Below are 13,848 nucleotides of genomic sequence, written 5' to 3'. Positions count from 1 at the left end.
CTGCGCACGGTTCGCCGCGATGCTTGGTTGAAGCCGTCGGTAGTCAGCGCGTGGTGCGTGCTGGGGCGGACGGCACGGGCATTCTGCGACAAGGCATGTGTCAGTCCGGTGACGGCTGCAAGGCTGTTTCAGGTCGAAGCGTCACGTCATATTTTCGGCGCGCAGTCTTGCTGGAAGAGCTTTGCGAGATGTGTCAAGACAGTGTGAGCGGGTCTGTCCGCCTCGGCATCTGCGAATAGTCCGGCCGCTTGCCGCAACCCATACTGCCTCCCATGTTCAACACCGCCCTTGGGGGGTATATGCAGGTTCTCAAGCAACGTCAGCGCGGCCAGGGAATGACCGAGTACATCATCGTGGTCGCGCTTATCGCGGTGGCGGCCATCGCGGTGTATCAGCTGTTCGGGCAGGTCGTGCGCTCGCAGACCGCGGCCATGGCGCGCGAACTCGCGGGGCAGGACGGCTCCACGCAATCGCGCGAGGCCCGCACGGCGGCAAGCTCGGCGGGCGACCAGACCAAGTCGAAGTCGCTGCAGTCCTTCACCGGCAACGCGCAGGCCGCCAAATGACGTGCGTGCCTCGGGTCCGCGCATCGGGACAGGCCCTGGTGCCCGCGGTGGCCCTGCTGGGCCTGTGCGCGGTGGCGTGGGTCAGCCTGTACAACGTCGGTCAGACGGCCGCGGCGCGCACGCGACTGACGCACGCCGCGGATGCCGCGGCCTACAGCGCGGCCCTGGCGCAGGCCCGCACGTTGAACATGCTGGCCTACGTCAATCGTGCGCAGATCGCGCATCAGGTGGCGATGGCTCACCTGGCCACGCTGGCGTCGTGGGCGCGGTTCTCGGGCACGCAGGCGCAGCGCCGCGCGGCAGGCAATCCGCCGGCGTATCTCATCGGTTCGATGTTCGGCGCGAAGGCGCTGCAGGGCTACCTGGCGGCGCAGGCAACGTCCGGCATGGCGGCGCAATTCGCGCGGCGCCATGCCGAGCACGATGCGCTGGTGCACGGCACGCTGGCCCAGGTGGCCAACCGCCAGGTCAGCCAGTTGCCCGCACAGCGCCATGCCATGCTGCGCGCGGTGCTGCGGGCCAACTATCCCGAGTGGGACGGAGCGTCGGACGCGCCGCAATGGCGTGTGCTCGATGACGGCCTGCCCGGTTTCGTGCGCGCGCAGCGCGGCGGCGATGCGTCGGACATGGCGCGCATGGTGCGCACGGCGGCGGCGCGCTACGAGTTCCTGCGGCCGCGCGACATCACGCGGCGCAATGCCTGGATGGTGTCCCGCAGTTGTCCCGAACGGCGGCATGAGCTGCGCCGGCGTGGCGCGACGCAGATGGATGCGCGGGGCCGCTGGTCGGCCAACGACACGCTCTCTTATCACGCATTGCGCGAAAACCACTGGATCGGTTGCCACTACCGCGAATACGCCATGGGATGGGGGCTTGCCGGCCGTGACGACGGCAAGCCGATCCAACGGGCGCCCGAGGATTTCTCGCAGGAAGACTTCTGGCGCTGGGTCGATCAGAACACCTCGTGGGACATCATCATGGGCGTCACCAATCCGCTGGCCTCCGCCTATGGCGAGCAGGCGCGCGTGTCATTGTCCGGCCGCGGGATGGCGGGCTATCACGAGGTGCCCGAGTCGCGCGCCGGGACGCCGCTGCGCTTCGCCGTGGCCGTGCGCCAGGACGGCGCGTCCGTGCCCACCACCGCAGGCAGCAGCTCGGTCGGGGTGGCGGGATGCTTCGACTGGCGGGCCTTGCAAGGCGGCTCGTTGACGGTGACGTCCGCGGCCGAGACCTTCTTCGCGCGGCCGCAGCCGCGTGACGATGGCAAGGACGAACTGGCCACTTTGTTCCGGCCGTACTGGCAGGCGCGCCGCGTCGCGGTGACCAAGGCCGAGTCCTTGGCAGCGAGGCGGTTGCCATGATGGGCGCAGGCATCGGCATGGGGTTTCACGCGCGCCGTCAGCATGGTCAGGGCATGGCCGAGGCCCTGCTGGCGGCGGCCGCGCTGGCGGGATGCGTGCATGCGGTCGCCTGGACGGCGCGCGTGCAGTTCAACGGGCTCGAGGTCTCGCAGGCCAGCCGCCTGGCGGCTTTCTCGGCGGCACGCGCGCGGCAGGCCGTGCCGGACGACGACGCGACGGCAATCCGGCTGTATCGGCCCATTGGCGATACGGCACGGGGATTGCCATCGGACGCGGTACGCGGGCAATTGGCGGCGCAGTGGCTGCGAGTGGATGACAGCCTGCTGGCCGCACAGGCGCGGCGGCAGGTTGCGCCGAATGGCGGCTGGGACAGCGTGGGGCGCGACGCCCGGCCGCTTGTCCTGCTGCGCCATACCGCGTTGGCGGCGCAGGCAGGGCATGCCACCTCCGATGCCCACGCCCAGCAACGCCTGGCCGAGAGCCGAGCAGGCTGGTCGGGTGTTGCCGATGCTTCGCGCGGCCTGTCCCGCACGCTGCGCAATCGGGCCGGCGAGGTGGACGCCGCGTGGGGCGGCCGCAAGCCTGGCGACGACTGGGTGTCTGCTTGGCAAGACCTCGTGCCGGCGGGCCGCCTCGTGCCGCGCAAACCCTAGGGCCTGTTCACACTAAAAGGAGCCCATCATGGATGCCCTTGTTCGCCTCGGGCGTTGGCGATGCGCGCTGGCCGGCCTGGCTTTGCTGTGGGGGGCCGTGCCGGCGTTCGGCGCGGCCCACGCGCAGACGCACGCGATGACGCCCGCCTGGTCGCTGCCGCGTGGGGCGGTCCGTACCTCCATCGCGCAGCAGGCGTCGCTGTATGGCGCGCCGGCCGACATTGCTTACTACGAAGCCCCCTTGAGCGTGTCCGGCATGCTGTCGCATTTCCAGAAGCATCATCCCGAGTTGCGCGACTTGACGGTGCAGCAAGGCATGGCAATCCTGTCCGAGCGGCAGGGCGAATGCCTGCGAACCGCCACCGTGACCGGCCTGGACCGCGCGCGCAGCGCGGGCACCTTGTCCCGTGTGTGCTGGCCTGACTCGGCCCCGCAAGCGGTCCAGGCGCCGCAATGGCTGCCGGCGGGCGCGCGGCTGGCTTTCGACTTTGCCACGCGCGAGGCGCAGGGCCGCCACGTGCAGCAGGTCTGGCATCATCCCGACGCGCCCGCGTCGGTACGCGGCGCGTTGCGCCGTAACCTGCTGCGCTTGGGCTGGCTGCCCGCGCCGGACGACGCGGCGGGCACGCAGCAATGGGTGCAAGGGGCCTCGGCATTGGCCATCGATGTCGTGGCGGCCCCCTCGGGCAGCGCCATCGTCATCGGCGTGCAGGACTATGAAGGGGCGCTGGCCGCGCCTGTGCCGTCGGAGCGTCAGCCATGAGTCTGGCGCGATGGATGCAACTGGCGCGCGCGTTCGGCGGTTATCTGTTCGCGGGCGTGGCTGGCCTGATCGCCGCCTGGGCCGTGCGAGAGCATATCCAGCAGCGCACGCTCGAACTGGAAGCGCAGGGGCGCGTGCCGATGGTGTCGCGTGTGGTGGCGGCCGCCGATCTGCCGGCGGGTGCATCGCTGAGCGTTGGCCAGCTCGCGGTGCGGGACGTTCCCGCGGCGTGGGCGCCCTCCGACTCCGTGCCGCCCGATGCGCTCGAACAGGTGGATGGCGGCATGCTGGTGCTGCCGCTGAAGGCGGGAGAACCGGTGCTGCGGCATCAGGTCAGGCTGCAGGCGCCGCCCGAACCCGTGGCTCGTCAACTGGGCGCGGGCCGGCGCGCGCTCAGCCTGCCGCTGAGCGAGATACGCGATCTGCCGCAACCCGTGCGGCCCGACGACCGCATCGATCTGTACGTGTCGTTCTCGCATGGCGGGCGGCAATTGACGATGCCGTTGCTGCAGGCCGGCAAGGTGCTGGCAGTGGACGCGGGAACCGACGGCGCGCCGCCCAGCATCACGCTGGAGGCGTCGGTCAGCGATGCCATGAAAGTGGTGGCGGCGCGCCAGGATGGCGTGCTGACGGCGATGCTGCGGCCTGTCCAGGACTCGGGTGGCATGGAGCAAGGGCGCGCGCAGGATCTGCCGGGCATGCTGGGACTGCGCCAGCCCGCTCCTGCGCGTTCGCGGGAGATCCGCATCATCTATGGCGACCGCCTGGAGGGGGCATCCGTTTCCCTGCCCGCAGGGGCGGACGTGCCGGGAGAGGCGCCATGACAAGCGCGCCTGGCCGATACCGCTGGCGCGCCGCGCGAGCCGCCGCGCTGGCCGCCGCGCTGGCCGTCCTGTTGGCGGCGCCCATGCCCGCGCGGCCCCAGCGGCATGCGCCGCCGCGTCCCGCGGATGCCGCCGCCACATTGGCCGCGGCGCAGGCCGAGTCCGTCCCGACGGACATCGAACTGGAGGTTGGCGAAAGCCGCGTGCTGGCGGCGCCTGGCGCGCATCGCGTCGCGGTGGGCAATGGCCAGGTGATCAGCGCCATGGCGGTCGATGCACGCGAGGTCGTGCTGTTCGCGCGGCAAGAGGGCACGTCCACCGTGCACATCTGGACCGGCCCAGCGGCGCCCGTGGCGTACACCGTGCGCGTCTACGCGGCCGGCCTGCGCCGCATGCGTATCGAGGTGGACAAGCTGCTGGAAGGCATTCCGGCGGCGCGCAGCACGCAGATCGGCGGCAACATCGTCATCGAAGGCAACGACCTGTCCGACGATGACCGCGCGCGTATCGCCGCGCTGGCCGAACGCTATCCCGGCGTGCTGGACTTCACCGGGCAGGTCGGATGGGATCGCATGGTGCTGCTGGACGTGCAGGTGGTCGAACTGCCGCGTTCGCGCCTGCTGGAGTTCGGCGTGCGCTGGGATTCGAGCAGCCAGGGTGGATTGCAGGCAGGGCTGGCCTGGGATGGCGGATCGGCGGCCGGATCCTTGACCGAACGCCCCGGCCAGCCGCCGCTGGCCATGCCGCTGCCCACCGGGCGGGCAGCGGGCTATTTCGGCGTCAATGCCTTGCTGGCCGCCAGCCTCTCCGCGCTGGCGCAGCGGGGCGAGGCCGTGCTGCTGGCGCAACCGCAGTTGCTGGCCCGCAGCGGCAGCACGGCCTCGTTCCTGGCGGGCGGCGAAGTGCCCTACGCCACGACTGACAGCAATGGCGGCAGCAATACCCAGTTCAAGCCTTATGGCGTGTCGCTGCAGATCACGCCGCGCATCGATCGCAACGGCACGATACGGTCGCGCATCGAAGTCGAGGCCAGTTCCATCGATGCCTCGATGAGCCTGCCATCCGGCCCCGCGCTGCGTACCCGCCGCGCCATGACCGAGTTCAACGTGCGTTCGGGCCAGACGCTGGTCCTGGGCGGTTTCCTGTCCAGAGAGCGTTCCGTCGAGCGCACGGGCCTGCCCCTGCTGTCCGACATCCCCTTGCTGGGCAACCTGTTCTCGACCCGGCGCACCCAGGTGCGAGACACCGAGCTGGCCATCTTCGTCACGCCCAGCATCGTGTCGCACGACTACGCGGGGTTCGACCAGACCGCGCGCCGGGCGCAGCGGGCGTTGCAGCAAGCCTTTCCCGAGCCGCCGCAAATGGGGCCTTTGCCACCTGCCACGCCGGGACGCGGTTGGGTCGGCCCGAACGGCGCGGGTTCGCAATGGCAGACGCCTGGCGCTTTTCCTTCTTCCGGAGCCTATTGATCATGCTCGAACTCGAACTGACTTTCGAAGACGGCGCGCAACGCCTGCACGTCGGCGCGCCACCGCTTACCATCGGCCGGGGCGTGCAATGCGACGTGCGCATCGCCAACTGGCGCGTGGGCAAGGAGCATGCCCGGCTGGTGCTGCGCGGCGACAGCATCGTGCTGGAAGACCTGGGCACGTTGGCTGGCACGCTGGTCAACGGATTACGGATCGCCACTCATGCGCCCGTGCTGCCCGAAGACCGGATCGTGATCGGGCCATGCCGGATCCGCGTGCGCCATGCCTTGCCGCCGCAGCAAATGGCGGTCTCGATAGACCCTCCGCCCGAGTCGCGGGCAGCCGATGCCGTCCCCGCCGAGCCTCCCGCCCACCATGATCCCGTGCAGGATGCCATGGGGCTGTTGCCGTACCACCGGCGCCTGCATGCGGCGTTGCTGCAGGCGCTGGACTTGCGGCGGCGCGACGTCGCGGGAATGAGCGACCAGGCCCTGCGGGCGGAGGCCGAGAAACTGCTGGACGATCTGGTGGGGCAGGACACCGATCTGCCGCCGCACGTCGACCAGGCGAGACTGTGCCGCGCCGTACTGGACGAAGCCGTGGGCCTGGGACCGCTGGAATCGCTGCTGGCCGATGCGGGAATCACCGAGATCATGGTCAACCGCCACGACGAGGTCTACGTCGAGCGCGGCGGAAAACTGTCGCGGCACGATGCCGTGTTCAGCAGCGAACAGTCGGTGCGCTGGGTGATCGAACGCATCGTTGCGCCGCTGGGCCGGCGTATCGACGAAAGCTCGCCGATGGTGGACGCGCGGTTGCCGGACGGGTCGCGCGTCAACGCGGTGATTCCGCCCATCGCCATCCGCGGGCCCAGCCTCACCATCCGCAAGTTTCCGGTAAAGCGTCCGCACATGCCGGATCTCGTGCGCTACGGCTCGCTGGACATGGCCATGGCGGGCCTGCTGACCCTGTGCGTACGTCGCCGCAAGAGCATCGTCGTGTCGGGTGGCACGGGATCGGGCAAGACCACGCTGCTGAACATCCTGTCCAACGCCATTCCCGAAGGCGAGCGCATCGTCACCATCGAGGATGCCGCCGAGCTGCGCCTGCATCACGCCCATCTGGTGTCGCTGGAGGCCCGCCCGCCCAACCTGGAGGGCCGGGGGCGGGTCGACATCCGGGACCTGGTGCGCAATGCCCTGCGCATGCGGCCCGACCGTATCGTGGTGGGCGAGTGCCGCGGCGCCGAGGCCTTCGACATGCTGACCGCGATGAACACGGGGCACGAAGGCTCGCTGACCACCCTGCACGCGAACTCGCCGCGCGATGCGCTGGGCCGGCTCGAAGCCATGACGCTGATGGCCGGCCTGGACTTGCCGCTGGCCGTCGTGCGAGAGCACATCGCTTCCAGCGTCGACATCCTGGTGCAGCAGGCGCGGCTGTCCGACGGCCGGCGCATGGTGACCGCCATCGTCGAGATCACCGGCATGGAAAGCGGCCGCATCCAATTGCAGGAATTGTTCCGCTACGATCCGGCGCGCGGCTTCGTGGACACGGGATTGCGGCCGACGTTCATGGATGGGCGCCAGGACGATGAGGCGGCGATGGCCGGGGGCGTGTCGTCCGCGCAGTACATGGCCGCCCTGCAGGACAGCGCGCCATGATCTGGCTGGCCTTCGCCATGACCGGGTTGGCGGTGGGGGCGCTGGTGTGGCGCGCCCAGGCCTGGGTGGGGCCGGCGCTGCAGCGCTATCGCCAGATGTACACCCACGAGGCCGGGCTGAAGCTGGGCGAGATATTCCTGTTCATCGATCCCGCGCAGCTCTGGTTCGCCGCGGTGGTGTGCGGCCTGCTGCTGGGCCTGTTGACGTGGGGCGCGACGCAAAGCCTGCTGGCGGCGGGCATCGCCGCCGTGCTGGCCGTGCGCGTGCCGAGGAGGCTGGTCGAAGGGGTACGGCGCAATCGGCAACTGCATTTCGAGAAGCAGTTGCCGGCTGCGTTGATGTCGCTGGCGGGTGGCCTGTCCGCGGGCGCCAGCCTGGCCGTGGCGTTGAAACACATCGTGGAGCAGAGCGAGGCGCCGCTGTCGCAGGAGTTCGGCCTGATGCTGCGCGAGCAGCGGCTGGGCGTGCCGTTCGCCGAGGCGCTGACGAACCTGCAGGCACGGGTGCCGTCCGAGTCCACCGTGCTGGTCGTGGCCGCGTTGCGCGTGGCTTCGCAGACCGGCGGCAACCTGGCCGAGGCGCTGGAGCGTATCGCCGAGACGCTGCGTGCACGCCTGCAACTGCAGGGCAAAATCCGCGCGCTGACCGCGCAGGGCCGCATGCAGGCCTGGATCGTGGGCGCGTTGCCCATTCTGCTGGCCGTGGCGTTGGATCAGTTGGAGCCCGACACCATGGCCCTGTTGTGGCATACCCCGCTGGGCTGGGCCGTGGTGGCGGTGGTCGTGGTGTTGGAAGTGGCGGGCGTGCTGCTGATCCGCCGCATCGTGGACATCGATATCTGAGGAGTCGGCATGTTGATCGCATTGGCGATGGGCCTGGCGGCCCTGTGCGCGGGCTTGGCGGCCTACGCGCTGTGCGTGCCGCTGTGGCGCGGCGAACGCGCGCCGCGCACCGATCCCGTCCTGCCCTGGTGGTGGCGAAGCGCCTGGCCCTGGACGTCCTGGCTGGCGCGATCGGCCGGCCCCCTGTTGTCCTGGGGCGCGCGGTCGCGGTGGAACCGGCTGATGGGGCGGGCGGGCCTGCCTCGCCAGATTGCCGAGACCGACCTGGCCGCGCTGGCCTGGCTGGCATCGCTGGCCGCGGGGACCATTGCCGCGGCACTGGCCTTGCGCATGGCGGCGAATCCGCTCATGCCCGCCGTCGCCTCGGCCATCTTGGCGGGCCTCTGGCCGCGGCTGTGGCTGAGGCGTCTGGCCACGCGACGCCGATTGCGCATCGATCGCGACATGCCTTTCGTGCTCGACCTGATGACGCTGTGCGTCGAGGCCGGCCTGGGATTGCATGGGGCCTTGCAGCAATCCGCGCAATGTGCGCCCGGCGGACCGCTGCGCGACATGCTGGAGGGGGCGCTGGCCGACATGCGAGCGGGAATGGGCCGGACCGCGGCATTGAAGGCCATGGCGGTCCGCAGCGGCAGCACGGCCTTGCAGGCCTGGGTGGCGGCGCTGGCGCAGGCGGATTCGCTGGGGATGAGCCTGGGACCGCTGATGCGCGGACAGGCGGCTCAATGCCGCTCCGACCGCTTCCAGCGCGCGGAGCGCCTGGCGATGGAGGCGCCGGTGAAGATGCTGTTGCCCTTGATCGGCTGCATCTTCCCGTGCACCTTCATCGTGCTGGGATTCCCGATCCTGATGCAGTTGCTGCCGGCGCTGGGATAGGCCGCCATGCAGACTTGCCCGCTGCAGCGTAGCCCGCAACAAAATTTCCTGCGGCACGATTGCCAACCGCAGGATGGCGGGATTGCGCCGCCTGCATCCGGCCGGGCGCTGCCAAGAGACCGCCTGCGCCTGTTGTCCCTTACCCGGCCCATCGGCCGCCTGTTCGGCCTGTTGCCGCGCAGGCGGCCGCCCGGCCCGCGCAGCGGTGTCTGGCTGCGGCCGTGCCGGGCCGTGCATACGATGGGGATGGCCTATGCCATCGACGTCGCCTTCATCGGCCGCGATGGCAAGGTGTTGAAGGCGGTCACGCTGAAACCGTGGCGCGCCGCCTTATGCGTGCGCGCCGTCGCGGTGGTCGAGGTTCGCGCTGGCGTCCTCGATATTGAACACCGAGGCATAGGCTGGATAGAAGCTGGCGTACAGCACCGCGCACGCCGAGATGTTGACGGGCATCTGCAGGGTGCTGACCAGCGTGACCGGCAGGCCGGCGGCGATCATCAGGCCGGTGGCCAGGTCGATGAACATGAAGATCATCGCCCAGGCCACGCCGTACACCAGGAAGGCCCACTTGTTGCGCCAGCAGGCCACGCCCGAGAAGAACATGGCCTGCGTCATGCGCAGGCCATGCCAGCCCACCAGCACCGGTGCATGCCAGAACAGGGCGGCGATGGGGATATAGAGGATGACGAACAGGATCAGCGGCTGCTGCATGGCCGCCATCATGGGCGCCAGGTCTTTGCTGGCAGTGGCCAGTTCCATGCCCGCGACCACGTCGCGCGTGAAGGGCAGCACCGCCACGATCTCGGCAATCAGCACGGCCACGGCGTACATCACGCCCATCAGCGTCAGCTTCTTGAAGACGCCGGGAAGCTGCAGGGGCTTGGGCCACATGGACGGCAGCATGGTGCGGCCGGCCTCGATGTGCTTGGCGGCCGCGATGCTCATCATGGCCACGATGGGCATCAGCACCGGCAGCAGCAGCGGGCCGATGGGCAGGGTGAGCACGGCGAACAGGACGAACAGGCCCACCACCGTGGACCACGCGAACATGGCCAGGGGCTGTTTCAGGAACAGCTGCAGGCCGGTGCGGATCCATTGCCAGCCAGAGGTTGCGGGTAGCGATGCTGCTTGCATGGGGGTCTATGTACTGGAGGTCAGCGCGTTTCGCGCACCATGTTCGATTATGCGGATGGGCGGGATCAGGACAAGGCGGGCAGGGCGCCATGGTGGCGCGCCTGCAACACTCGTTCGAAATGGCGCGGATCGTGCGGCTTGAGCGTCTGCGCCGGACGCGGCAGGTAGAAGTCGTACAGGCGCGAGACCCAGAAGCGCAGCGCGGCCGCGCGCAGCATCAGCGGCCAGGCGGCGCGTTCCTCGTTGGTGAACGGGCGGTGCTCGGCGTAGGCCGACAGCCAGGCCTGGGCCAGTTCGGGCACGAACTCGCCCGTTTCGCGCACGATGCACCAGTCGTTCAGGCTGACGGCCACGTCGAACAGCCAGGTGTCGCAGCCCGCGAAATAGAAGTCGATGATGCCGCCCATGCGCGGCGATTCGAACGTGCCGGCGAACAGCACGTTGTCGCGGAACAGGTCGCAGTGCGCCGGGCCCGAGGGCAGCGACCGCCATTGCGGCGTGGCGGCGGCTTCCGTCTGGGCCAGCAGTTCGCTTTGCAGCAGGCGGGCTTGTTCGGCTTGCAGATACGGCAGCACTTTGGGCACCGTCTGCTGCCACCAGGACAGGCCGCGCAGGTTGGGCTGATACAAGCCGAAGTCGCGCGCGGCCAGGTGGGCGCGCGCCAGCGTGGCGCCGGCCTGCGCGCAGTGCAGCGGGCCGGGCGCGGGCTCGTAGCCGCCCGGCAGGCGGCTGACGATGGCGCAGGGCTTGCCGTGCATCGTGGTCAGGCGCGTGCCGTCTTGCAGCGTCTGGGGCTCGGGCACGGGCACGCCGCGCTGCGCCAGATGGTGCATCAGCTCGATGTAGAAGGGCAGTTGTTCCTGCGTCAGCACCTCGAACAGCGTCAGCACATATTCGCCGGTGGTGGTGTGCAGGAAGAAATTGGTGTTCTCGATGCCGGCCGTGATGCCGCGCAGCGACACCAGGTCTCCCAATTGGTAGCGCGTCAGCAACGCGCGTGCATCATCGTCGGATACAGGAGTGAATACGGCCATTGGCTCAAAGCGGACGGAGTTGTCGGACGCGCGGGCCACGCCCGGAGCGGCTCGCGCGGCAATTTTAGACTACGCCGGGCACGAGCCTGGCCGCGCCGCAGCGGGTGGCATGTTCCGGGCAATCCGGCAGGCTCCGCCCATCCCTGACGGGGCTCGATTCGGCTTCGGCGGGCCGGGGTACCCGCCCGCCGGCCACCCGCCGTAAAATAGACGATTCCCTGCGTTTTCCCGAGCGATTTTCTTGGATTCCTCCGACTGGCGACTTTGCGTCGCTCCGATGATCGACGTCACCGACCGTCACTGCCGCTTTCTGCACCGGCTGCTGGCGCCGCGCGCGCGCCTGTACACCGAGATGATCACCACCGGCGCGCTGCTGCACGGCAAGGTGGGGCGTCACCTCGATTTCGACGCCGCCGAGCATCCGGTTGCCCTGCAACTGGGCGGCAGCGAGCCCGACGCGCTGGCGCAGGCCGCCCGTCTCGGCCAGCAATGGGGTTACGACGAGATCAACCTGAACTGCGGCTGCCCGTCCGAGCGCGTGCAGCGCGGTGCGTTCGGCGCCTGCCTGATGGCCGAGCCCGACCTGGTGGCCGATTGCATCAAGGCCATGCAGGACGCGGTCGACGTGCCAGTCACGGTGAAGCACCGGTTGGGCCTGGATTACGACGAATCCTACGATTTCGTCCGCGACTTCGTGGGCAAGCTGTACGACGTGGGCTGCCGGGTGTTCGTGGTGCATGCGCGCAACGCGGTGCTCAAGGGCCTGTCGCCAAAAGACAACCGCGAGATCCCGCCGCTGCGCTACGACGTCGTGCGCCGCCTGAAGCAGGATTTCCCGGATTGCGTCGTGGTGCTCAACGGCGGCCTGGCGGATGCGCAGCAGTCCCTGCAGGCCGCCCACGATTTCGACGGCGTGATGCTGGGCCGCGCGGCCTGGCACACGCCGCGCGTGCTGTCCGAGATATCGCTGCGCCTGTGGCCGTCCACGCGCCTGCCCACGGACGCCCAGGTGGTCGATGCCATGACCCGCTACGCCGCGCAGCAGGTGGCGCAGGGCCAGCCGCTGCGCGTCATTGTGCGGCCCTTGCTGGGCCTGGTGAATGGCCAGTCGGGGGCTCGCCGCTGGCGCCGCATGCTGTCGGACCAGCGTCTGTTGTCCCGCAACGATGCCGGCCTGATCTACGAGGCGTGGCGCACGCTGCAAAGCGCGGACCGCGACGAGCGTGACGATTTCGGCCCGGACGCGGACTCTCCGCTGGCCGCGGCGTAACGCCGCGGGGCGCCCACGGCGCCTCTGTTCCAGCATGCCGGTCACGCCCGGCACGGTATTCACGCCCGGCCCGCAAGGCAGGCCGGGCCGTCCTCAGGACTTGGTGGGTTCGGCTTGCGGCTCGCCTTCGGCGTCGCTGCTGTCCATGGGCCAGTCGCGGATGTAGGCCTTGAGCATGTTGTTCTCGAACTGCTGGGCCGCCACGATGGCCTGCGCCATGTCGTAGAACGAGATCACGCCCAGCAAGGTGCCGCCGTCCATGACGGGGATGTAGCGGGCGTGTTTTTCCAGCATCAGGCGCTGCACTTCGTCGGCGCTGGTGTTGGGGGTGACGCTGACCGGGGCATCGTCCATGATGCCGCGGATGGTGGCGGAATCAGCCAGCGCGCCGCCGCTCTTGTGCATGTGGCGGATGATTTCGCGGAAGGTGAGCATGCCCACCAGCATGCCGGCTTCCATGATGACCAGCGAACCGATGTCCTGTTCGCTCATGGTCTGGATGGCCACCGTGACCGGCGTGTCGGGTGTGGTGGTGAACAGCGCGTTGCCTTTGACGCGCAGAATTTCGCTGACTTTCAACATGGCTTCCTCCTCGGGGAACGCACTATCTGGCTTGTAGTCAGACTGCCTGGCCTACTTCTCGCCCGTTTCCGACGCAACTACCGCCGCCGGGCGGCGGTCGGGCGTGTCATGTGGCGTATTGTGCGCCTGTCCGGCCAGTTCTTCCAGTGACGGCGGGGCGCCGGCCAGCACGCCGGCCGCGGCCGCGACCACGCGGGGGTCTTGCCGCACACGCCGCTGGCGCCTGTCCAGCAGGAATTGTTCGAAGACAGGCTCGACCGTGGTGCGGTGCGGGTCGCAGGACAGGATCCAGTTCTGGTCGGCCATACGGGCCACCATGCCCATGTCGCTGAGGGTTTCCAGCACGTCGTTCAGTTCGTCGTGGTGCAACTGCAGGCGCTTGGCCAGGGTCGTGGGGCTGAGTCCCGGGGGCACGCTGCCCTGGGCTCGGCGCAATTCGCTCAGCACGTTCAGGGCGTCGATGAAGCCGGCGCCGGCGCAGCGGTTGATCTCCCAACGACCCAGCCGAAGCATCGGCAGGCTGGCCGCGACCGTGGCGCCGAACAGCACCGACAGCCAGGACAGCCACAGCCACAGCAGGAAGATGGGCAGGGTGGCGAAGGTGCCGTAGATGACGGTATAGGTGGGAAAGCGCGTCAGGTAGTACGCAAAACCGGCCTTCATCAGTTCCAGCAGCAGGGCCGCGCCGTAGCCGCCCACCAGCGCATCGCGCCAGTAGACCCGCCGGTTGGGCACGATGACGAACAGCGCCGAGAACGCCGCGCCCGTCAGGATCAGCGGAATGAACGAGATGGCCAGGCTGACGATGTC

The 13,848-nt window shown here is 69.2% G+C and carries 14 protein-coding genes; 10 read left to right on the top strand and 4 right to left on the bottom strand.

Annotation, left to right across the window (positions count from 1 at the left end):
• Positions 1-299: 299 nt before the first annotated feature.
• The 9 genes from A7W11_RS23975 to A7W11_RS23935 are packed head-to-tail and all read left to right on the top strand — an operon-like array spanning position 300 to position 9,018.
• Positions 300-566 carry a hypothetical protein gene (locus A7W11_RS23975; RefSeq protein WP_066420162.1) on the top strand — a complete coding sequence of 89 codons (267 nt, stop codon included), beginning with the start codon at positions 300-302 and terminating at the stop codon, positions 564-566.
• Entirely contained in the window at positions 563-1,927 is a 1,365-nt protein-coding gene (locus A7W11_RS23970; RefSeq protein ID WP_066420160.1) for a hypothetical protein, read from the top strand. Before A7W11_RS23975 ends, A7W11_RS23970 begins: the two co-directional genes overlap by 4 nt.
• On the top strand, positions 1,924-2,580 hold the full coding sequence (locus A7W11_RS23965) for a hypothetical protein (protein WP_066420159.1): 657 nt from the start codon (positions 1,924-1,926) through the stop codon (positions 2,578-2,580). Before A7W11_RS23970 ends, A7W11_RS23965 begins: the two co-directional genes overlap by 4 nt.
• A 28-nt stretch (positions 2,581-2,608) precedes the next feature.
• Positions 2,609-3,343: a hypothetical protein gene (locus A7W11_RS23960; RefSeq protein ID WP_066420158.1), complete on the top strand. Its 735-nt coding sequence runs from the start codon at positions 2,609-2,611 to the stop codon at positions 3,341-3,343.
• Positions 3,340-4,167, top strand: a complete 828-nt coding sequence (gene cpaB / locus A7W11_RS23955) for a Flp pilus assembly protein CpaB (RefSeq protein ID WP_066420157.1) — start codon at positions 3,340-3,342, stop codon at positions 4,165-4,167. Before A7W11_RS23960 ends, cpaB begins: the two co-directional genes overlap by 4 nt.
• Positions 4,164-5,636 (top strand): type II and III secretion system protein family protein, encoded by a 1,473-nt coding sequence (locus A7W11_RS23950; protein ID WP_235816960.1) that lies wholly within the window; start codon positions 4,164-4,166, stop codon positions 5,634-5,636. The genes cpaB and A7W11_RS23950 overlap by 4 nt, the downstream gene beginning before the upstream one ends.
• On the top strand, positions 5,633-7,300 hold the full coding sequence (locus A7W11_RS23945) for an ATPase, T2SS/T4P/T4SS family (protein WP_082887457.1): 1,668 nt from the start codon (positions 5,633-5,635) through the stop codon (positions 7,298-7,300). Before A7W11_RS23950 ends, A7W11_RS23945 begins: the two co-directional genes overlap by 4 nt.
• Positions 7,297-8,142 (top strand): type II secretion system F family protein, encoded by an 846-nt coding sequence (locus A7W11_RS23940; RefSeq protein ID WP_066420155.1) that lies wholly within the window; start codon positions 7,297-7,299, stop codon positions 8,140-8,142. The genes A7W11_RS23945 and A7W11_RS23940 overlap by 4 nt, the downstream gene beginning before the upstream one ends.
• Before the next feature lie 9 nt (positions 8,143-8,151).
• Positions 8,152-9,018 carry a type II secretion system F family protein gene (locus tag A7W11_RS23935; protein WP_066420152.1) on the top strand — a complete coding sequence of 289 codons (867 nt, stop codon included), beginning with the start codon at positions 8,152-8,154 and terminating at the stop codon, positions 9,016-9,018.
• Positions 9,019-9,348: 330 nt separating this feature from the next.
• Here A7W11_RS23935 and A7W11_RS28905 read toward each other — a convergent pair whose 3' ends face one another.
• The gene (locus A7W11_RS28905) at positions 9,349-10,152 is read right to left on the bottom strand and encodes a BPSS1780 family membrane protein (RefSeq protein ID WP_066420151.1); all 804 of its coding nucleotides are present in this window, start codon (positions 10,150-10,152) and stop codon (positions 9,349-9,351) included.
• Between the two features lie 65 nt (positions 10,153-10,217).
• Positions 10,218-11,186, bottom strand: a complete 969-nt coding sequence (locus A7W11_RS23925; RefSeq protein WP_066420149.1) for a homoserine kinase — start codon at positions 11,184-11,186, stop codon at positions 10,218-10,220.
• Between the two features lie 241 nt (positions 11,187-11,427).
• On the opposite strand from A7W11_RS23925, the gene dusA reads away from it, so the two are divergent.
• Positions 11,428-12,456, top strand: a complete 1,029-nt coding sequence (gene dusA / locus A7W11_RS23920; RefSeq protein WP_082887456.1) for a tRNA dihydrouridine(20/20a) synthase DusA — start codon at positions 11,428-11,430, stop codon at positions 12,454-12,456.
• Positions 12,457-12,549: 93 nt separating this feature from the next.
• On the opposite strand, the gene A7W11_RS23915 is transcribed toward dusA, so the two are convergent.
• Together A7W11_RS23915 and A7W11_RS28900 are read right to left on the bottom strand one after the other, a co-directional pair.
• A complete protein-coding gene (locus A7W11_RS23915; RefSeq protein ID WP_066420145.1) occupies positions 12,550-13,038 on the bottom strand; it encodes a CBS domain-containing protein in 489 nt (162 codons plus the stop codon).
• Between the two features lie 51 nt (positions 13,039-13,089).
• Positions 13,090-13,848 (bottom strand): YhjD/YihY/BrkB family envelope integrity protein (locus tag A7W11_RS28900; protein WP_235816959.1); only part of this gene is annotated, 759 nt, incomplete at its 5' end.

It is taken from the genome of Bordetella ansorpii (genome assembly GCF_900078315.1).
Lineage (GTDB): Bacteria > Pseudomonadota > Gammaproteobacteria > Burkholderiales > Burkholderiaceae_B > Bordetella > Bordetella ansorpii.
This window is presented reverse-complemented; position numbering and strand designations above follow the sequence as displayed.